Source organism: Geomonas oryzae (assembly GCF_004117875.1).
Classification (GTDB): Bacteria; Desulfobacterota; Desulfuromonadia; order Geobacterales; family Geobacteraceae; genus Geomonas; species Geomonas oryzae.
On sequence record NZ_RAHW01000001.1, the window covers coordinates 1 to 20,110 of the forward strand.

At 61.9% G+C, this 20,110-nt stretch carries 18 protein-coding genes; 8 read left to right on the plus strand and 10 right to left on the minus strand.

Going from position 1 to position 20,110, the window contains the following annotated elements; genetic code table 11:
- Positions 1–559: 559 nt before the first annotated feature.
- Complete coding sequence (locus D6Z24_RS00005; RefSeq protein WP_129124493.1) at positions 560–1,159, minus strand: helix-turn-helix domain-containing protein; 600 nt, start codon at positions 1,157–1,159, stop codon at positions 560–562.
- 168 nt (positions 1,160–1,327) lie between these two features.
- On the opposite strand from D6Z24_RS00005, the gene D6Z24_RS00010 reads away from it, so the two are divergent.
- From D6Z24_RS00010 to D6Z24_RS00030, 5 genes are all read left to right on the plus strand, one after another.
- Positions 1,328–2,761, plus strand: a complete 1,434-nt coding sequence (locus tag D6Z24_RS00010; RefSeq protein ID WP_129124494.1) for a DegQ family serine endoprotease — start codon at positions 1,328–1,330, stop codon at positions 2,759–2,761.
- Positions 2,762–2,820: 59 nt separating this feature from the next.
- Positions 2,821–3,084 carry a hypothetical protein gene (locus D6Z24_RS00015; RefSeq protein ID WP_129124495.1) on the plus strand — a complete coding sequence of 88 codons (264 nt, stop codon included), beginning with the start codon at positions 2,821–2,823 and terminating at the stop codon, positions 3,082–3,084.
- 99 nt (positions 3,085–3,183) lie between these two features.
- Positions 3,184–4,152: an RluA family pseudouridine synthase gene (locus D6Z24_RS00020; protein WP_129124496.1), complete on the plus strand. Its 969-nt coding sequence runs from the start codon at positions 3,184–3,186 to the stop codon at positions 4,150–4,152.
- Between the two features lie 50 nt (positions 4,153–4,202).
- Entirely contained in the window at positions 4,203–5,006 is an 804-nt protein-coding gene (gene pgeF / locus D6Z24_RS00025; RefSeq protein ID WP_129124497.1) for a peptidoglycan editing factor PgeF, read from the plus strand.
- Positions 5,007–5,079: 73 nt separating this feature from the next.
- Entirely contained in the window at positions 5,080–6,114 is a 1,035-nt protein-coding gene (locus D6Z24_RS00030) for a hypothetical protein (RefSeq protein WP_129124498.1), read from the plus strand.
- A 72-nt stretch (positions 6,115–6,186) separates the two neighbouring features.
- Here the strand turns inward: D6Z24_RS00030 and D6Z24_RS21560 are convergent, their stop codons facing one another.
- From D6Z24_RS21560 to D6Z24_RS00060, 7 genes are all read right to left on the minus strand, one after another.
- Positions 6,187–6,351, minus strand: a complete 165-nt coding sequence (locus D6Z24_RS21560; RefSeq protein ID WP_198419395.1) for a hypothetical protein — start codon at positions 6,349–6,351, stop codon at positions 6,187–6,189.
- Between the two features lies 1 nt (position 6,352).
- Positions 6,353–7,813, minus strand: coding sequence for a glycogen synthase GlgA (gene glgA / locus D6Z24_RS00035; protein WP_129124499.1), 1,461 nt, complete (start codon positions 7,811–7,813; stop codon positions 6,353–6,355).
- Positions 7,814–7,896: 83 nt separating this feature from the next.
- Positions 7,897–10,089: a glycoside hydrolase family 57 protein gene (locus D6Z24_RS00040; protein ID WP_129124500.1), complete on the minus strand. Its 2,193-nt coding sequence runs from the start codon at positions 10,087–10,089 to the stop codon at positions 7,897–7,899.
- A gap of 42 nt (positions 10,090–10,131) precedes the next feature.
- The gene (locus D6Z24_RS00045; protein ID WP_129124501.1) at positions 10,132–12,642 is read right to left on the minus strand and encodes a mannose-1-phosphate guanyltransferase; all 2,511 of its coding nucleotides are present in this window, start codon (positions 12,640–12,642) and stop codon (positions 10,132–10,134) included.
- Between the two features lie 144 nt (positions 12,643–12,786).
- Positions 12,787–13,161 (minus strand): response regulator, encoded by a 375-nt coding sequence (locus D6Z24_RS00050; RefSeq protein ID WP_129124502.1) that lies wholly within the window; start codon positions 13,159–13,161, stop codon positions 12,787–12,789.
- Position 13,162: 1 nt separating this feature from the next.
- Positions 13,163–14,785, minus strand: a complete 1,623-nt coding sequence (locus D6Z24_RS00055) for a sensor histidine kinase (RefSeq protein ID WP_129124503.1) — start codon at positions 14,783–14,785, stop codon at positions 13,163–13,165.
- Positions 14,786–15,000: 215 nt separating this feature from the next.
- Positions 15,001–15,684: a Crp/Fnr family transcriptional regulator gene (locus tag D6Z24_RS00060; RefSeq protein WP_129124504.1), complete on the minus strand. Its 684-nt coding sequence runs from the start codon at positions 15,682–15,684 to the stop codon at positions 15,001–15,003.
- Positions 15,685–15,783: 99 nt separating this feature from the next.
- On the opposite strand from D6Z24_RS00060, the gene lptF reads away from it, so the two are divergent.
- From lptF to D6Z24_RS00075, 3 genes are read left to right on the plus strand one after another with little or no spacing between them, the layout of a single operon-like run.
- Entirely contained in the window at positions 15,784–16,947 is a 1,164-nt protein-coding gene (lptF, locus tag D6Z24_RS00065; RefSeq protein ID WP_129124505.1) for an LPS export ABC transporter permease LptF, read from the plus strand.
- The gene (lptG, locus tag D6Z24_RS00070) at positions 16,944–18,026 is read left to right on the plus strand and encodes an LPS export ABC transporter permease LptG (protein WP_129124506.1); all 1,083 of its coding nucleotides are present in this window, start codon (positions 16,944–16,946) and stop codon (positions 18,024–18,026) included. The genes lptF and lptG overlap by 4 nt, the downstream gene beginning before the upstream one ends.
- A gap of 57 nt (positions 18,027–18,083) precedes the next feature.
- Positions 18,084–18,974, plus strand: coding sequence for an IPT/TIG domain-containing protein (locus D6Z24_RS00075; protein ID WP_129124507.1), 891 nt, complete (start codon positions 18,084–18,086; stop codon positions 18,972–18,974).
- 4 nt (positions 18,975–18,978) lie between these two features.
- On the opposite strand, the gene D6Z24_RS00080 is transcribed toward D6Z24_RS00075, so the two are convergent.
- Both D6Z24_RS00080 and D6Z24_RS00085 read right to left on the minus strand, forming a co-directional pair.
- The gene (locus D6Z24_RS00080; RefSeq protein ID WP_129124508.1) at positions 18,979–19,383 is read right to left on the minus strand and encodes a VOC family protein; all 405 of its coding nucleotides are present in this window, start codon (positions 19,381–19,383) and stop codon (positions 18,979–18,981) included.
- On the minus strand, positions 19,380–20,096 hold the full coding sequence (locus D6Z24_RS00085) for a cytochrome c biogenesis CcdA family protein (RefSeq protein ID WP_129124509.1): 717 nt from the start codon (positions 20,094–20,096) through the stop codon (positions 19,380–19,382). The genes D6Z24_RS00080 and D6Z24_RS00085 overlap by 4 nt, the downstream gene beginning before the upstream one ends.
- Between the last annotated feature and the right edge of the window lie 14 nt (positions 20,097–20,110).

A 20,110-nucleotide genomic window follows, 5' to 3' on the forward strand; every position in this document is an offset into this window, starting at 1 on the left:
CCGGAAAATCCGATTCTAGTTTGAAACAACTGACTTACTTAAAAACCTACATTACTGTTTCGTCTACTATTTAGTTTTCAAAGACCAAGCCGCCGTTTGCGACAGACTCAGCACCCTACCTGAACCGTTCCAACCTGTCAAGACTTTCTTTTCTTAAATCTTTCTCAGATTCGCCGCCGCCGCAACTTTCCCGCGGTGACTGCCGGTTCAAATATTCGGTTGAAGAGAACGTCGTTGCTGCGGAGTCCAGCTTTATAACAAAGCGCACCCGACCCGTCAACGACTTAATGAATAATTTTCTCTAACCTGTCATGCATATCAGGCACAGCCAGAAAGAGCACTGTAGCAACCTGCCGAGGACACTCTTCTATTTCGGGAACGGAAGACAGACAGGAAATGGGCAGTTGTCTTTAGCGGGGAGGGGTGACAGTTTCAAATACTAACCGCACCAGAGAGTTTGTCAAACGAAGAAAGCGCTGCCAGTCGTCCCGTCAATGGATCACGGATCCGGACGATTCGAGGGCAGCGCTCTCTTTTATACAGTTACAGTAGAAGATCGTCAGCTCTTCGTATAGAGAACGGCGACGGCCCGGGCCCGAATCTCACCGACAGAAACATAACCATGCGGCTCGGAGGACTCATAGTATATGCTGTCCCCGGGGTAAAGGCGCATCACCTCGTCCGCATAGTGGAACTCCAGCTCGCCATCGAGCAGATAGAGGAACTCCACCCCCTCGTGACTATAGAAGAGGCTGCTGTCCCATTCACGTTGCTCGAACTCGATCAGGAAAGGCTCCACCTTTTTCTGGCGCATGCCAGGTGCGAGCGGCTTGTACATGTAGCCCTGCTGGACATTCTCCTTGCCGGGGCGACGCTGGCTTCCCAAGGGAGACTGGTCTCCGCGGGTCAGCATGAACTTCTGCCGGTCTCCCGCCTCCTCAAAGAAGTAGTGGATCCCTACTTTGAGTCCTTTGGCGATCTTCAGCAAAGTGGCAATGGGCGGAGTGACCTGATCGTTTTCGATCTGAGACAAGAGCGGCTTCGACAACCCGGTCATGTCAGCCAGGGCCTGGAGGGTGAGCCGTTGTTCCTGGCGCAGTCCACGCACCTTCTCACCCAGCTTCATCTCTTTGATTTCCTGCTTGATCTTCTCTTGCACGCAGCACCCCCGTTCAGCATATATATTCAAATAGCGATCTGCCGTCAAGGGGTAATTAGTTATTCTTACAGTGTCTGTATGACGAGGTGGAAGGGGTTGACATCAATCTGGTTTTTGGCTAGGCTTTTCCCTTCCTTCTACCAGTTTTCTCCAAAAGGGAGGGACTAAATGAAAAGCCTAAGACTACTCGCCGTACTCCTCATCCTTTCAACCGTCCTCACTTCCTGCAAAAAGAAAGAAGGCGCCATGCTTTACGAGTCGAACAGAAAAGAATCTGTTCCGGCTCCGGTCCAGGAAGTCCCCAAGGACATACTCGTCACCCAGCAGGCCTTCACCACCCTTGTCAAAAAGGTCACCCCGTCCGTGGTGAACATCTCCACGATCGGGAAAAAGAAACTGGTGCGTCCGTTCTTTGAAGGCTCCCCCTTCTTCGAAGACTTCTTCGGCGACATGGGGCGCCCGCAGTACAGAAGGGAAAGCAGCCTAGGCTCAGGCTTCATCCTGAACCAGGAAGGGTACATCGTCACCAACGACCACGTGGTCAGGGACGCGGAGACCATCCAGGTGAAGCTCTCCAACGAAAGCGTATATACCGGCAAGGTGATCGGCTCCGACCCGAAGACCGACATCGCCGTCATCAAGATCAACGCGAAGGAACCGCTGCCGGCGGCGGTCCTCGGCGATTCGAACAAGCTGCAGGTGGGACAGTGGGCCATCGCCATCGGCAACCCCTTCGGCCTTGACCGCACCGTCACCGTCGGGGTCGTCTCGGCGACCGGCCGTTCCAACATGGGGATCGAGACCTACGAGGACTTCATCCAGACCGACGCCTCCATCAACCCCGGCAACTCGGGCGGACCGCTCCTCAACATCTACGGCGAGGTGATCGGGATCAACACCGCCATCGTCGCAGCGGGACAGGGGATCGGCTTCGCGATTCCGGTGAACATGGCGAAGCAGGTGGTGACCCAGCTCATCAGCAAGGGGAACGTGAGCCGCGGCTGGCTCGGCGTATCGATCCAGTCGGTCACCGAGGAGATGGCCAAATCCTTCGGTCTGCCCCGGGCAAGCGGAGCCCTCGTCAACGAGGTGATCCCCGGCGGCCCCGCCGCGAAAGCGGGCATCATGCAGGGGGACATCATCACCGGTTTCAACGGCACGGCCGTAAAGGACGTGCGTCAGTTGCAGCGGCTCGTCGGGGAAACCCCGATCGGCAAGAAGGCGGAGGTGGAGCTCTACCGCGACGGCAAGCAGCTGAAGGTCCAGGTCACCACTGCACCGGCGGAAAGCGCGCAGGCCCAGCCTCAGGCGCAGAGGCCGGATCGCGAGGCGGGGGTTTTGGGCCTCTCGGTTGAGGAATTAGGCCCCGATGCCCGACGCCGCGGCATAACCGGCGTGGTGGTGAGTGACCTCGAACCGGGGGGAATCGCCGAGGAAAGCGGCATCCAGCGCGGCGACGTCATCGTCTCGGTGAACCAGAGGAAGGTGCGCAACCTCGCCGAGTACCAAAAAGCCATGAAGGATGCCGCCAACCGCGGCGCCGTGGCATTGCTCGTGCGCCGGGGCAACGCCAGCATCTATTTCGCCTTAAAATTAAGATAGAATCTTCGGCAAAAACTGCGTATAGTGTCGCCTGACATTTGCCCCCCCGGGAGAGATCGATGAGTCTCATAGAAAACCCAGATCAGGCCAGAAGACTTGCCAGGGCCATCATTTCCGATGTAGCTCTGTACAACCGCGAGAAGGTCGAACAGGGCATCAAGGATGACAACATCTTCGAGCTCTTGCAGGATCAACTAAACGAGGGAAGGGAGCACTTCCAGTCCCGAGTGACCAAGGATCTGGCGGAATCGAACATCTTCGACATTGCCGTAGTCGACGTACTGATCAAACGGGCGGGAAAGATCGAATCATCCATCTGGTAGGCAGGTCAATACAACACTAGACAGTCCCGGGCGCGCTTCCTTTCGAAACGCGCCCGCGCTTTTTTTACCGAATCTCTCTTCCGGGAAACAGGGCCTTATATGCAACACCCAATCGAACTAACTTTCCCCATGGACACCGATGCCGAGCGGCTGGACAGCTTCATCTCCCGCAGCGTCCCCGAACTCACCCGCTCCGCCGCGGCAAGGCTCATCGATAACGGCTGCGCCACGGTGAACGGCCAAAAGCAGAAGGCCTCGCTCAAGCTGAAGGGAGGCGACGCCGTCACCGTCGTCGTCCCCCCTCCCACGCCGGCCGAGCCGCAGCCGCAGGAGATCCCGCTCGAGGTGCTGTACGAGGATCCCGACGTCATCGTGATCAACAAGGGGGCCGGCATGGTGGTGCACCCGGGAGCCGGCAACGAGGACGGCACCCTTGTCAACGCGCTGCTTGCCCACTGCAAGGACCTCTCCGGCATCGGAGGCGAGCTGCGTCCGGGGATCGTGCACCGCATCGACAAGGACACCTCAGGCGTCCTCGTCATCGCCAAAAGCGACCGCGCGCACACCTCCCTGTCCGACCAGTTCAAGGTGCACAGCATAAAGAGGATATACCTGGCCCTCGTGTACGGGAACCTGAAGGAAGACAAGGGGCGCATCGAGTCGGTCATCGGCCGGCACCCGGTGGACCGAAAGAAGATGTCGGGCAAGGCGCGGCACGGCAAGAACGCCATCACCCACTGGCGCGTCGAGGCGCGTTTCCCCGGCATCACGCTGGTGCGCCTGAGGCTTGAAACCGGCCGCACGCACCAGATCCGGGTGCACCTATCCGAGGCGGGGCACCCGCTTCTGGCTGACGAGGTCTACGGCGGGGGAAGCAGGGTCGCCCAGGTGAAGGACCCGGTACTGAGACAGATGATCAAGACGATGGGGCGCCAGGCCCTGCACGCGAAGACCCTCGGGTTCCTGCACCCGGTGACCGGGCAGTACCAGGAGTTCGACACCGAGCTCCCCGCAGACATGGCTGGGATCATCGCCTATATGGAAGAAAAATTCGGGGTTACGGAGTAAGGACGGGAGGCTGTTCGACAGCTCCCATATACATACAAGAGGTGCCATTCATGGAAATGCAGAAGGCAGGAAAAATCCAGTATCTGAAGCCGCGTTTCGCGGCAGCGGGGGGTGCCGTCGCCGGTTTCACCACCCGCCACGAAGGGGTCTCGCGCCCTCCGTACAACTCGCTCAACCTCGGCAGCAACACGCTGGACTCCTCGCACAACGTCGAGGGGAACCGCAGCCTGCTCGCGAGGAGCCTCGGCTCCACCCTGGACCGTTTCCTCACCGTGAACCAGGTGCACGGCACCGACCTCCTGGTGATCGACGCGCCCAACCCCGAGCTCTCCCACTTCCTTAAGCTCGAGTGCGACGGCATCGTCACCAACCAGCCCGGCATCATGATCGCCGTCTGCGTGGCGGACTGCGTCCCCATCCTGCTGCACGACCCGGTGCGCAAGGTGGTAGCCGCCCTCCACGCCGGGTGGCAGGGTACCGCCGGGAACATCGCCGGAAAGGGTATCGAAGCGCTGGTGAACCTCTTCGGCTGCGACAAGAAGGACATCCAGGCCGCCATAGGTCCGCACATCGGGGCATGCTGCTACGAGGTGGACGCCCCGGTGCGAGACGCCTTCAAGAAGGCGGGGATCCCGTGGGAGCTCTGCACCACCGAGAAGGGCGAAGGAAAGTGGATGCTCGACCTCGGCGCCGCGAACCGCATGCTTCTTACCGACGCAGGGCTTTCCGCCGACCGCGTCCAGGTGAGCGAGCACTGCGTGAGCTGCAACCAGGAGCTCTTCTTCTCCTACCGCCGCGACGAGGGAGACACCGGCAGGCAGGTCGGCTTCATCATGCTGGATGACGAGCAATAAGCTGTAGCGCTCGCCCCAAGCTTCTGATATAAGACGGCAAACAGTTAGAATCCTTTACAGGAGGCGTCCACAGATGCGGAACTTGTTCAGACTTGCCCTGCTCGTGATGGCGGTGAGCGCGCTTTTCGGCTGCGCCCACAACTACTACAACATCCCCCAGGAGACCCTGGAGAAAAAGGTGCGCACCATCGGTGTCGCCCCGATCTTCACCGACGCGGAATCGGACATCCGGCACCCCGACAAGGCGTCCATCGTCTCCATCGTGCGCACCTACAACATGAAAAACGAGAAGGAGCTTGTCGCCAGGCTGAGAAGCACCGGCATCTTCTACGCGGTCCGTCCGGTGGAGGGCGACGCGACGAGGCTCTTCGAGACCCTGGTCTGGAACCGCGAGCGGCGCGACGACGCGGGGATCGTCTACAACAAGTACTTCGTGAAGAAGGAAGAGCTGAAGCAGCTCCTCGCCCAAAACGGGCTCGACGCCATGCTCTTCGTCACCGTGAGCGGCCTCACGAAGCCGGGGAAGGTCTACTCGAGCAACCTACTCTCCTACCTGGAGACCGACTTCAACTACCTCTCCATGACGGCCCAGATGCTGGACCGCGAAGGGAACACCATCTGGGAGTACCCGAACTTCAAGACGAACAGGCTCTCCTACCCGATGTTCTTCGCGCTTCAGTACCCGGACTTCGACGAGGCGGCGGCGAACCTCACCGAGAAGGTCGACGTGAAGTTCAAGACGGTCGCCGGCGTGAACGCCGCGTTTGCGAAGACCGAAGCATCATCGGTCCCGAACGCACCGGAGGTTTCCACCCTTTACGTGAAGCAGTTCGACGAGATGCTTGCGCTCATGAGCACCTACAAGCCGCTCTTCGGCGGCAAGGAGAAAGAACGTGAACCCGCTCCCGCCCCGGGGGGAGGAGCTCCGGTCTACTACAACCCGCCCGCGAAACCTGCCGCGGCCCCAGTAGCTCCGGCGGCTCCCGCGGCCACGGCACCGGCAGCACCGGCAGCCCCGGCGGTCCAGGCCGCACCGGCACCGGTACCCACGACACCGGTGACCGTCACTCCGGGCGACATCGTCCCGGAACAGCCTCCCGCGAAGTAACAAAAAGGCGGCGCCAGGGTTTCCCCGGCGCCGCCTTTCTCATCCGCCCCCGCCGTTTCCCCCGGGCGGTGCCTAAAGCTCTTCAAACTCTTCCGGGTCCTCGGCCTCTTCCTCTTCCGCCTCCCCTTCCTCTTCGTCTTCGTAATCCTCGTCGCTCACCCGCTTCAGGAACTCCTTGTTGCTTTCGATGAGACGGCGGATCTCTCCGGCAAGTTCGTCAAGATCTTCGTGTTCCACCCTACGCCTCCCCTCCCTTGCGCAGCAGTGCCTTTCTGTACAGGTCCAGGTACTTGTGCACCGAGTTCTGCCACGAGTAATCGCTGCTCATGCCGCGCCGCATCAGCTTTTTCCAGAACGCCTTGTCCTGGTAAGCGGTGATGGCCCGGTTCATCGCTTCCCACAGTGCCTCCGCGCCGTACTCCTCGAAGACGAAGCCGTTCGGGGTCTTGTCGTTGTCGCGGGGATCGAAGACGCTGTCGGCGAGCCCGCCGGTCCGGCGCACCACGGGGACGGTGCCGTAGCGCATGGCGATCAGTTGCCCCAGCCCGCACGGCTCGAAGAAGGAGGGCATGAGGAACATGTCGCTCCCGGCGTAGATCTTGGGTGCGAGGCTGTGATCGAAGCCGGCGGCGAAGGCTACGTTGCGCGCGCCCGCGGCCTTGATGTCGGTGAAGGCCTTGACGTAACGCTCCTCACCGCTGCCAAGCATGACGAACTGCATGGGTGCCTTGGCGATCTCGGGCAACAGCTCGGCGATCAGGTCGAAACCCTTCTGCGCCACCATGCGCGACACCATGCCGAAGACCGGGGTTTCGGGGGCGCTGGCAAGCCCCATGAGGCGCTGCAGGCCGATCTTGTCCACCATCTTTCCGGAGAGGGAGGCATGACTGTAGTTCTTCATGATCTCCTTGTCCATGGCGGGGTTCCACTCCTCGTAGTCGAGCCCGTTCAGGATCCCTACCAGGTCATCCTTCCTCGTCTGCAGCACGCCATGCAGTCCGCACCCCATCTCCGGCGTGCAGATCTCGCGGCAGTAGTTTTCCGAGACTGTGGTGACGATGTCGGCGGCGAGGATCCCCGCCTTCAAAAGGTTGATCTTGCCGTAGAACTCAAGCCAGTCGATGGTGAAGCACTCCTTGGAGAGCCCCATGGTGGAAAGCTCCTCGCGGGGGAAGAGCCCCTGATAGGCGAGGTTGTGGATGGTGAAGATGATCCCTGTCCTTGCGAAGAAGGGATCGTTCTTGCGCTCGTGCTTCAAGTAGTGCGGGATGAGTGCGGTCTGCCAGTCGTGGCAGTGGATGATGTCGGGCCTGAAGTCCATCTTCTTCAGGAGCTCCAGGACGCAGCGGCAGAAGAAGGAGAAACGCTGGGCGTTGTCCGGGTAGTCGCCGCCGGGGGTGCCGTAGAGCTCGTCGCGTGAGAAGTACTCCTTGTTCTCGATGAGGTAAACCGGTATCTCGCCGAGCGCCGCCTGGCGCAGGAAGCCCTTTTTCTCGACGCCGTCCACCATGACCGAGGCGCTCTTGCGCCCCTTGCGCACCGCCATCCCCCCCCGCTCGACCACCGAGTAGAAGGGCATCATGATCCGTACGTCATGGCCGAGCGTCCTGAGGGTCTTGGGAAGGGCGCTGGCAACATCCGCCAGACCTCCCGTCTTGGCAAAGGGAGTGACCTCCGACGCAACAAACAAAATCTTCATGTAAAACCTCTAACACCCTGGAATTATAGGGACATTCTAGATTAAGAGCGCCCCCGGGTAAAGTTTTTTTGTAGAAGAAAAATTTAAGAACCTTCGGGTACGCCCCCATCCACCCCGAGCCCCGGGCCTGCGTAGGCAATGGGGAGCGGGGCCTCGGCGGGCCATCGCCCGAGCGGACTGCCGACCCTCGAGAGGGTAAGGTAGCAGGAGAGCCGGTCACCGGCATCGAGCCCGAGACCGGTTAGCGGGACGCGCAGTTCGGCGCTGCGCCCGACCGCGTAGCGGGCGAGGGCACCGCAGGGGAGCCAGCGTCCCTCTTCGAGCAGCTGCAGCTCCCCCTCCCCGGTACCCGGCCGCATCTCGACACGGTACTCGCGCCCCCGGATCAGGTGCAGCGACAGGGCGTCGCCCGGCTGAAGCACCTTTTCCATGGATTGCACGCCGTCGATGCGGAAGTAAAGGTACTCGAGGTCGTAGCCGTAGAAAAAGGACTGCAGCACGCTCTCGGCGGCATGCATCGCGCCTCCCTGGCGGGTCAGGTCGTAAAGTCCGGCGCAAAGCCACTCGAGGTAGTCCCCGGCCGCGGTCTCGAGCGACGGGGTGATGAGCCGCGACGGGGCCCGCACGAAACCGGCCGGGCGCTGGCGCTTGATCGGCTCGTGCAGCTCCCCCGGCACTTCCAGCGAAAGGAGGCTGTAGACGCTGATCAGATGGCTTCGGAACAAAAGATCGAAACTGCCGGAGTGGGCTGAACTGTGATCGTCGCCGTACCACCAGAACCAGTCGCTCCCCTGCGCCGCGTAAAGTGCCCGGCAGGCGCGCCGCGCCGTATCGTCCGAGCTCTCGCCGCCGGTTAAAAGACGCGCCGCTTCCGGACTCCCCTTGGCCGCCGCCTCCCTCGCCCGCGCCAGGTACTCCCACCCCTTGTTCTCCTCGGGATGCCCGATCCAGATGCCGTAGTCGGCGTTGATCCAGGAGCCGGGATGGATGTGACCGATGGAACGGCGCTCCGGGACCCGTTCCAGCACCTCGGCGAAGGTGGCGAGCTCAACCCCGGCGGTCTGGGTGAGTGCCGCGTAGAGCCTCGAGAGGAACGGGAGCCCGTTTTCCTGGTAGTGCTCCCAGGCGTTCTCGCCGTCGAGGATCACCGGGACCACCCGGGCCTCGGGACAGTGCCGGCGCACCTCCTTGACCCGCGTCACGAAGTCCGCCGCGGCGCGCTCCGGGTCCCAATCCGAGTAGGTGAAACCGATCTGGTCCGAGAGGACCTGGTCCCGGAAGAAGAGCGCGACCTCCCGGTCCCCCTCCTGGAAGAGGTAGGGGTGGTAGAGCGCCTCCCGTTCGCGCCCAAGTCCCCCGGGGAGGGTGCGGGAGAGGAGCCGCTCGTCGGAAGCGGTCCACGAGAGCCCCCCCTGCGCCATGATCCCCAGTACCTCGTCGCTCAAGGCCCCCTCCGAGGGCCACACCCCCGCCGGGTCGAAACCGAAGAGCCTGCGGAAGCTCTCGATGCCGTGCCTTAGCTGACTCTTCGCGTCTTCGGGGCAGCGAAAGGGGATGCCCGGGAGGTTCACCCCCGGCTGCGCGATGCGGGCGACGCGGGAGTCGCAAAGAAGAGGGAGGATCGGGTGAAAATAGGGGCTCACCGAGAGCTCGGCTTTCCCCTCGTCGTGCAGCTTGCGGTAAAGCGGGATGATCCCGGCGATGAGGCTGCGGTGGGTATCGAGCAAAAGCGCCTTGTCCGCAGCGTCGAACCCCTCACCCTTGCGGATCAGGTCGCGAAAACAGGGGAAACGGTTGCGGGCCGCCTCACCGGTCCAGGCGAGGTAGAACCAGACCTGCAGGTCGAGGAGGTCCCTTTCGGTGAAAAGCGAGACGCGGGAGGCGACGCTTCCGGGAACGCCCTCCCCCGCCATGCGGTACAGCTCGCGGTAGCGTGGGTAGGGCTCGATCATGCGCCGCCGGTTCGCCGAGAAGAAGTTCTCCAACAGGAAGAGGCGCTCGGCGAGCGTCAGCTCCGCGGGGGAGCGGCGCGCGAGGTCGAGGTACGGGTCGACCGCCTCCCCCGAGGCGTAATCGAGGATCTGCTCCAGCAGCGAGGGGACCAGGTTGAAGACCACCTTCACGCCCGGGGTCGCGTCCACGATGGCCGGCATGTCGTAGTAGTCCTTCACCGCGTGGAGGTAGGCCCAGGGGAGCAGGTACTCTCCCCGGACCGGCTCCTTATAGAAGGGCTGATGCATGTGCCAAAGCAGCGTGAGGTAAATCGGTTCGGTCATGCTCTCCCCTTTTGGCGGCGGATGAAGGGGCCGCCGGGTCCGCTACAGGGTCAGCTCCTTTTTCCAGTGTTCGACCTTCTTCATGTAATCCTCCAAAAGCCGCTGCGCCGTCCTTGGATCCTTCGCCTCGGCGACCACGTGGATCACCGGCTGGTACTGGTCCGGCAGGACGAGCACCCAGTCCTGGCCGAAGGAGACCTTGATGCCGTCGATGAAGGACGCCTCTTTGTCCAGGCTGTCCTCGCTCATCTTGCGCATGATCCCCCCCTTCTTCTCCCAGACGCAGGGAACCCGCCCCTGCAAGAAGGAACTCTTCGGCACCTCCTTCAGCACCCGCGAGATAGGAACCCCGGCGGCGGTGGCAAGCTCGATGGTCTTCGCGATGGTGAACATGCCGTCGAAGGCCGCCTGGAACCTCGGGAAGGCGAAGCGTCCGGCCATGGAGCCGGCCATCACCACCTCGGGGGATATGGCCGCCTCGATCATGGAGCGGTCCATGCTTTTCGTGCGGCGCACCGAGCAGCCGTTTTCCTGGGCTAGCTGCTCGATCACGGAAGGGGCCGACACGGGGATCGCGAAGGCGCCCCGGGCGCCGCTTTTCAGCATGAGCGCGGTCATGAGGCTTAAGTACTCCTCGGGCTGATAGATCCTCCCTGTCTCGTCCACCAGCACCACCTCTTCGGCGGTGGGGTCGAGCCAGAAGCCCGCCTTCGCCTCGAGGGTGACCACGATCTTCGCGAGCTGCTGGAGGCTGTTCGGCTTCTCGTCCACCGTCTTCGAGCCGCGCTGCTCGTCCAGGTAGGTGTTTAGGCCGATCACCTCGCATCCCAGGTCGTTCAGGATCTGCGGGAGGATCTGGCCGGCGGGCGAGTGGTTGAAGTCGATCACCACCTTGGGGGTCGCGCTCTTGATGATCTGCTGCTCTACGCCGCGGAAGAACCCCTCGCGGTAGAAGTCCATCACCTGCGGGAGTTCGGTGATCCCCCCCGGCTCCATGTGGTGCGCGCGCCGGAAGTTTTCCTTGTAGAAGATACGCTCGATGTTTTTCCCCATGGAGGAGGAGAAATCGAGGCCGTCGGCGTCGAGAAAGACGATCTCGGTGGTCGCCGGGTCCTCGAGCGACTGCCGGAAGTGCACCCCCCCCACCTCGCCGAAGGTGCGCAGCTTGTAACGCAGGATGGGAAGCGAGACCATCCTGATGTCACGCACGTTGACCCCCGCCGAGAGGATCCCCCCGAGGAAGCTCCTCTTCAGCATGCGCGAGGAGAGGGTCGCGTCGCGGCCGACGAGAACGTGGCTCCCCTTGGGTAGCGAGGTGCCGTAGGCGCAGCCCAGCTTGGCGACGAACTCCGGGGTGAGCTCGATGTTGGTGAGCCCCTTGATCATCTCCCCCTCGAAGAGCGACTTCTTCCAGCGTTCGCCCCAGATGAGGTTGCCGGTCACGGTGGAACCACCCTCGATCACCTTGCGGGGCCAGATCTTCACGTCGCGCTTTATGTAGCTCTCCTCGCCGATGGAGGTGTCGTCGGCGACCACGCCGCCTTCTTCCATGATGGTGGCCGCACCGACACTTACGTTGTTGCAGACCACGCAGTCGTTGATCTTCGCTCCCTTCTTGATGTAGACGTTGTCCCAGATCACGGCCCGGGTCAGCTTCACCCCCGCCTCTACTATGCAGTTGCGGCCGATGACGGAATCCTTGATCTCGGCCCCCGCCTGGACTTGGGAGTTGTCCCCCACGACCACGGTCCCCTCCACCACCGTCTTCTCGCCCAGTCTCACGTCGGACCCGACCCGAAGGTCCACCCCCGCCATCTCGCGCCGGGCCTCGTCCACCTTCACCCCCACCTTCCCTTTCAGGATGTCGTGGTGCGCCTCGCGGTAGGAATCGGTGTTGCCGATGTCGCGCCAGTACCCCTTGACCGGGAAGCCGAACAGGGGGGACTTCTTCTTCAAAAGAAGCGGGAAGAGGTCCTGCGAGAAGTCGAAGTTCTCCCCCTCGGGGATGAACTTGAAGATCTCCGGCTCGAGGACGTAGATCCCGGTGTTGATGGTGTCCGAGATCACCTCGCCCCAGCCGGGCTTCTCGAGGAACTGGGTGATGCGCCTGTCCTTGTCCGTGATCACCACGCCGAACTGCAGCGGGTCCTTGACCGAGGTGAGGGTGATGGTGGCGAGCGCCTTGGAGCTCTCGTGGAAATCGATCACCTTCTGGAGGTTGAAGTCGGTCAAGAGGTCCCCGCTGATGATGAGGAAGCGCTCGTCCAGGTACTTCTCGGCGCACTTCACCGCACCGGCGGTCCCCATGTCCTCGAGCGGCGTTACGTAGGTGATGCGGACACCGAGGTCCGCGCCGTCACGGAAGAAGTTCTTGATGACGCTCGGCTGGTGATAAAGGAGCATGACCAGGTCGGTCACCCCGTACTTCTTCAAAAGCTCGACGATGTGCAGCATGATGGGGCGGTTCATAAGCGGAACCATCGGTTTGGGGATGTTGCAGGTGAGCGGCTGCATGCGGGTGCCGAAGCCGCCCGCCATGATGACTGCCTTCATAGGTGAAGCCTCCAAAGTCAAAGATGAAAATCTACGGAACAGGGATTAACAGTCCGCTGAGCTACCGCCTGATCTACTCGGGAATAAAATTCTTCCATTTAGCCACGAACAGAGTAGGTGAAGGTGTTCGGCTCGGACACTTTTCTAGGTGTAGGCCGCCTTTTGCCTCTTCGCGAGGACGCGGGCGATCTCGTCCTTCAGCTCCTGGAGGTCGCTCGACTTGACCACGTAGCCGTCGGCGAGCCAGGCCGAGAAATCGTCCTTGTAGCAGGAAAAGGCGGTGCACAGGATCACCGGAACGGTGTGACGCTCCTTGACGATGCGCTGCAAGAGCTCGATGCCGCTTTCGTTTTTCAGCTTGATATCTATCACCGCGAGGTCGAAGCTCTCCGATTCCAGCTTCTCCACCGCCTCGAGCGCGCTCCCGGCGGTGACCACATCGTACCCCTCGTCGCTCAGTTCCGCGGCGTACAAAAGCCTTATGTTCGCCTCGTCATCCACAACCAACAGTTTCGCCATGTCAGATGTTCTCCTTTTTCGTCAAAAGCCTGATGCTGTATGTGTTTCCGCCGCCGGGACGGCTCGTTATGGTGAGGGTGTTTCCCTGCCGCTCCAGGATCGATTTGCAAAGGGAAAGCCCCACCCCCTCGCCGAGCTCCTGGGTCTGGAAAAACGGGGTGGTGAGCGCCACCTGTGCCGTTTCGCTCAAGGGCTTGCCGTCGTCGGTCACGCGCAAGAGCACCGCTTCGCCCTCCTTGAGGCTCTCCACGTGGAGCTCTCCCCCAAGCTCCATGGCGGAGAGGGCGGTGGTGGTGATGGTCTTCAGGCAGTAGCTGATCTGCTTGTAATCGATGCGCACCACGGGGAGGTCGGGGGCGAGCTCCATGCGGCAGGCCACTCCGGCCCCTTTCATCACCCCCTCCAGCTCCCCCATCGCCTTCGCCACCAGTTCGTTCAGATCCCAGTAATCGGTGACCGGGAAGAGCGACTCCGAATAGTCGAGCACCTCGCTTAAGACCTCCTCGAGCTGCCGGGTCTCGCGCACGATCGATTCGAGGTAGCTCCGTTTCTCGTCGTCGGCGGGGCTCCCCTTCAAGAGCGTCCGGGCGAAGCCGCCGATCACCATGAGCGGGTTTCTTATCGAGTGGGCGATGCTGGAGGTGATCTTGCCGACCAGCGCCATCTTCTCCATCTTCACGATAAGTTCCTGCTGTTCCCTGAGCTTCAGGTTCGCCGCCTTCTGCTTGGCCACCTCCTCCTGGAGGCGCTCATAGAGGGAGGCGCGCTCGAGGGCGAAGGCTACCGGGAAGGCGAAGGTCTCAAGCGACTGCATGTCCTGCAGGGTGATCGGCTTGTGGGTGATGCAGTTGTCGGCGATGATCACGCCGATGCGGCGGTTCCTGGAGATGAGCGGCATGACCAGGAAGGTGTCGACGCCGAGGATGCGGGCGAGCCCCCGGTCGAGGTCGGGGTTGTTCAGGGCGTTCTCCACGAGGATCGGCTTTTTGCCGCGCAGGGCGCGGTTGAAGATGTGCCCCTGGTCGGACAGGGGTACGGTGAGCCGCTGCAGGATGTCGTGGAACTTCACCTTCTCCGAGGTGAGCTTGGTCTTCTGGAAGTCGCGCGCGAGCTGTCTCAGGGTGAAGTTGCTGCGGCTTATGTCCTCCCAGGTGCGCCACGCCTCCTCGTAATCGCGCGGCCCGACGCCCAGGTAGCCGCGGATGTTGCGCCGCTCCTTGTCCGTCATCAGCAGGAAAGCCCGGTTCATCCCGAACCCCTTCCCCGCCGTGATCGCGGTCATGGCGATGGAAAGGACCTCGTCCAGGTCTATGGAAGTCTGCAGTACGAGGCCCACCTCGCGCAGGAACTTGATCTCGCGGGTCCTGCTGTTCAAAAAGCTCAGCATGGCCCCCATCTGGGCCTTTTGCTCCTGGAACTCGGTCAGTATGAAGGGGAGTACATCCGAAAGCGGATAACCTGCGCCCTTCATCCGGGCCAGGTCGTTCTTGAAGCGGGGGCACTCTACGCACTTCTCTACGATCCTGCGGCGCTGGGAGGAAAGGAGGTCCTCCTCCCCCTCGCCTACATACGGGCAATGATCGGCCTCAATATGGTCCCTACTCCAACAGCATTCCCAATCCAAGCGCCCTCCAGGGTCCGGCTTCATTTTATGGCAAACGAACGCGGCAAAGTATAGCACCCCGCATAACCATTTCAAGTGCATGGTGAACATTTTCTTAAAATTATTAATTAACAATTTGCACGGAAGGACTTGCGAGGCCGAGGCGAAAGGACGCAAAAAAGGGCCCCGCGGTGGTAACCGGGAGCCCTTCGTCGTGCGGTTTGTGTTTAAGCGGTCTATTTTCCCGCTATCATCCTCAACTTTTCCATATTCATGATGGTCACCTTGTTGCCGTCCAGCTCGATGACCCCCTCGTCCTTCATCTTCTTGAAGGTGCGGGAGAGCGTCTCGCTCACCGTGCCGAGGCGGGAAGCGAGTTCCCCCTTGCGCATGTCGAGCTCCAGGTAGGTCTTCCCCTGATAGCTCGTGCTCTTGCGCGCGGCGAGATCGAGCAGGTAGGAGGCGAGGCGCGACGGGGCGTCGGCGAAGGAGAGTTCCTCGATCTGGCGCGCAAAGCGGCGCAAAAGCAGCGAAAGCGAGGCGATCAGGTTCATCGCGAAACGCGGGTTGCGCTCCAAAAGCCCCATGAAGGCGCCCCTGGGGAAGAAGATGACCTCTCCCCTTTCGACACCGCGGGCCTCGGCCGGGTATTTCCCGTCACCGAAGAAGGCTGCCTCGGCGAAGGTCTCCACCGGGTGCACCATGTGCAGCACCTTCTCGCGTCCGTCCGGAGAGATCTTGCAGAGCTTCAGCGCCCCGGAAGCGAGGAGGTAGAACCCCTCGGCCTTCTCCCCCTCGGTGAAGAGGGTTTCCCCCTTGGCGAAGGGACGTCTGACGGCGATGTCGGCGACTTCGACGAGGTACTCGTCCTCCAGTCCCGAAAAAAGCAGCGCTTTCCTTATGATGTCCTTGTTTTCCATGCCGTCCTTTTTACAGCAAAAAGAAAAGGGAGGTCAAGAGGTTGTTGACCGCGCTCCTGCCTTTACTTCGCCGGTCATCTCATGTAAGATCACGAATTCATGAAAAAGACCCTGTACCGCTACATTTTCAACGAGATACCGCCCCCTTTCCTGGTCGGCATGGTGACCTTCACCTTCGTGCTGCTCATGGGGCGTTTTCTCAAACTCGCCGAGATGGTGGTCGAGAAGGGGGTCCCCTTCACCGACGTACTGCGCATGGTGAGCTACCTGCTTCCGTCCTTCTGGCTCTTCACCATACCGATGGCCCTGCTCCTTTCCATCCTGCTCGCTTTCGGCCGCCTCTCCGGCGACAGCGAGGTGACCGCCATGAAGAGCTGCGGCATCAGCCTCTACGGCCTGCTCCCCCCGCCGCTGCTGTTCTCCGCCTTCGCAAGCCTGCTCTGCATGTGGGTCACCGTGTACGCCGTCCCCTGGGGGAACAGCTCCTTCAAGTCGCTCATGCTGGAGATCGCACAGAGCAGCGCCGGCATCTCCATCAAGGAGAAGGTCTTCAACAACGCCTTCCCCGACATGGTGATCTACGCCGACACCCTCGACGCCAAGGCCCAGAACATGGCAGGGGTGATCGTCCACGACGAGCGGGACCCGAAAACCCCCACCACCATCTTCGCCGAAACCGGCGCGCTCTACTCCGACCCGAAAAGCCATTCGATGGAATTCCAGCTCAAAAACGGTTCCATCCACCGCACCGAGGACAAGGGTGGCTACCGGATGGTGCAGTTCCAGGAGTACGTGCTGCGGGTGGCGCTGGCGGACACGGCCCCGAAGGGGCCCAAGAAGGCAAGCGAGATGACCATCGACGAGTTGCTCCACCCGCCGAAGGGTACCGACAAAAAGGAGGTGCTGGCGCGCAGCCTCGAGTTGCACGGCCGGCTGGCACTCCCCTTCTCCTGCATCGTCTTCACCTTCATGGGGGTGCCGCTCGGGATCCAGAACCGCCGCTCGGGGAAGGCCTCCGGTTTCTCGCTCAGCATAGCGGTGATCCTTTGCTACTACGTCGCCCTCTCGGCCTTCGACACTTTGGGTGAGCGCGCCATCCTGCCGCCGTTTCTTTCCGGCTGGGGCCCGAACCTCCTGTTCCTCGCCGCAGGGGTATATCTGTTCATGAAAACAGCTGCCGAGGAACCGCTTCCGCTGACCGGCCTCTACCCGCAAATGAAGGAGTTCGTGCGGGCCCGCTTCGGCAAGGGGGGCAAGCGATGAGGATACTCACCCGATACGTCGCCAAGGCGTACGTGAGGATGCTGGGGCTTTGCATCGGCTCCTTCGTCACCATCTACCTCGTGGTCGACTTCATGGAGAAGATCTCCCGCTTTTCCCGTGCCGGCGCCTCCTGGCGCCACATGGCGCTGTACTTTTTACTCAAGGTACCGGAGATGCTGAGCGACGCGGCCCCCTTGGCCGTGCTCATGGCCACCCTGCTCACCTTGGGCGCCCTCTCGCTCAGCTCCGAGCTCACCGCCATGCGCAGCTGCGGCGTGAGCCTCGCCCGCATCAGCGCCCCCATACTTTCCATATCCATTTTGGTGAGCATGCTGGTGCTGCTCCTGGCGGAGTTCGTCATCCCCAAGAGCTACGCAAAGCGCAGCTACATCCAGGAGGTGCTGATCATGAAGAAGGCGGAGAAGGCCTACTTCAGGCAGCACAACATATGGCACCGCGAGGGGACCATGGTGCTGAGGGCGAGCCTCTTCGAACCGGCGCAGAACCAGCTGAAGGGGGTCACCATCTGGGAGGTCCAGCCGAAGACGGGTCTGCCGCTCAGGCGCACCGACGCGGCGAGCGGACAGCTCGGGCCGAAGGGGTGGGTGCTGGACGACGTGGTGACGCGCGACATCGTGGCGGGGGAGGTGGCACACACGGCAAAGATCCCGCAGCTTGTCGTGCCGCTCAAGCTGAAGCCCGCTGACCTCAAGGTGCTCGGCAAGTATTCCGACAGCATGACGCTCAGGGAGCTGAACCGCTACTGCAGGAAGATCCAGGCGGGGGGGTACGACGCGACCCGCTACATCACCCAGTTCCACAGCAGGATCTCGCTCCCGTTCGGTTGCGCGGTGATGGCCTTTCTCGGGATACCCTTCGCGCTGCGCGGGGGACGCTCCAGCGGCATCGCCTTCGGCATCGGCATCTCCATCGGCTTGGGCTTTCTCTACGTGATCGTGAACTCGGTGATCATCTCGGTCGGGCAGGTCGGCCTGCTCCCACCGATCGTCGCAGCCTGGGCTACCAACTTCATCTTCTTCGCCGCCGGCGGGTGGTTGTCGCTGACCATTGACAACTAGCCTTAGAGCGCCGAAAATTTGAAACGTTGCTATGAACCTCTCATGGGAGGGCAGATCATGCTCCGCACGCTTACCATCACCCTGCTGGTCCTCCTCGCTTCTCTCACCGCGGCAATCGCTCAGCAAGCGCCGGTTCCTGCTCCGTCAGCGCGGCTCGCGCCGCTGAGCGTGCTCAGCATCCTGCCGGCCCAGGGAGAGCCCGGCGCCACGGTGACCCTGAACGGCACCGGCTTCACCACGGCGACGACGGTGGCCATGGGGGCGCGGGACATCCCCGCAGCCGTCGTCGGGAGCCGGATCATCACCTTCGAGCTCCCCGACCTTCCTCCGGGCGCCTACGCCCTCTTCCTGAAGCGGGAAGACGGCGCCACCACGCGCCCGTTCAACTTCGTGCTGCTCGCCCAGAAACCGGTCATCTCCGCACTCTCCCCCGACACGGTGACCGCCTGCGCTACCGGCCGGGAGCGCGAGGTGCTCGTGAACGGCGCGAACTTCCGCAACGGCACCCGCGTCCTGCTCGACGGCGCGGCCCTCAGCACCCGCATCATCTCCCCCACCTCTTTGGCCTTCATCGCCCCCTCGCTTGCCGCCGGGATGCACCAGGTGCAGGTGAGAAACCCGGGCGACGCCACCTCCGGCGCAGCCGCGCTCTTCATCGATGCGAAACCGGAGATCGCCTCAGTCTCCATCGGCAGGGAGTTCGTGAATTATTACGAGCTGGTGGTGACGGGACGTAATTTCCAGCAGACATCGGTGCTGGTAGTGGACGGCAAGAGGCTTTCGACGGGAAAACAGTTGGTGGGAGAGCGTGAGCAGCTCGTCTACGGCGGGTGCAACCAGATGGTCTACCAGAGGTTCCCCTACGACCCGACCCCCAAGCAGATCACCCTGCAGGTGGTGAACCAAAACGGCGAGGAGAGCCCTCTTTTCACCATCAGTGCCCCCTGAGGTCTCAGTCGACCGGCTCCTCCAGGACGACCAGGTAGCCGTCCGGATCGAAGCACCAAAGCTCATAGGTGCCGTACGGCTTGCGCTCCAGGGGGTACAGGATCTCCAGGTCCTCCTCGAGGAGTTCCTGGTAGATGTCGGCAATCCCCTCCACGGCGAGATGAATCGTCATCCCCACCCCGCGCGGGAACCCCTCGAGGCGCGCCTGCAGAATCGGATGCAGTTGCGCCACCGCGGCATCCTCCACGAAGATGATCTGAAATTCCTCCGTCTCCAAAAGCAGGTGCTCCGGAGCGCCAAGCGTGGTGATCGGCCGTTGCAGCGGCAGGTCCAGGATGCCGGCGTAGAAGGCCTCGGTGGTCCCGAGGTCGGAGACGCAGAGTTGGATGGCTATGGCTGCGCCGTTCACTCGCCGAACCAGGCGCTCGTGTAACTGCTGATCAGCACCATGGAGTTCGTGAAGATCAGGATGCCGATCACGATCATGAACACGCCGGTGATGACCTCGAAGAGCCGGATGTGCCGCTTGAAGCGCCTGAAGAAAATCAGGAACTGGTGCAGGGCCAGCGACGCGAGGAAGAAGGGGATGGCAAGCCCCATGGAGTAGGCGAGCAGAAGCCAGACGCCGCGTCCCTCGGTGGCGGCGACGGCCAGGATGGTGGCGAGGATCGGGCCGATGCAGGGGGTCCACCCCGCGGCGAAGACTATGCCGACGACGACGCTGCCGAGGTAGCCTGCGGGTTTTCGGTGCAGGGTCAGCTTCTTCTCGCCGAGGAGCATGGTGATGTCGAAGAAGCCCGCAACGTGAATGCCGAAGACGACGATGAGGATGCCGCCGATGCGCCGGATGGCGGTCTTGTGCTCGTGCAGGAAGTCGCCGACCAGGGTGGCCGAGGCCCCCAGCAGGACGAAGACGCAGGTGAAGCCCGCGATGAAGAGCAGGGAGTGGATGATGGTCTGCTGCCGCACCTTGTGGCTTGGGTGCTCCGCGTTCAGGTCCGCGAAGGAAAGGCCCGTGATGTAGGTGATGTAGGACGGTATGAGCGGCAGCACGCACGGAGAGAGAAAAGACAGCAGGCCCGCCACGAATGCGCCGATCATGCTGATGTTGGTTGTTTCCATGTTTTTTCCTCCTC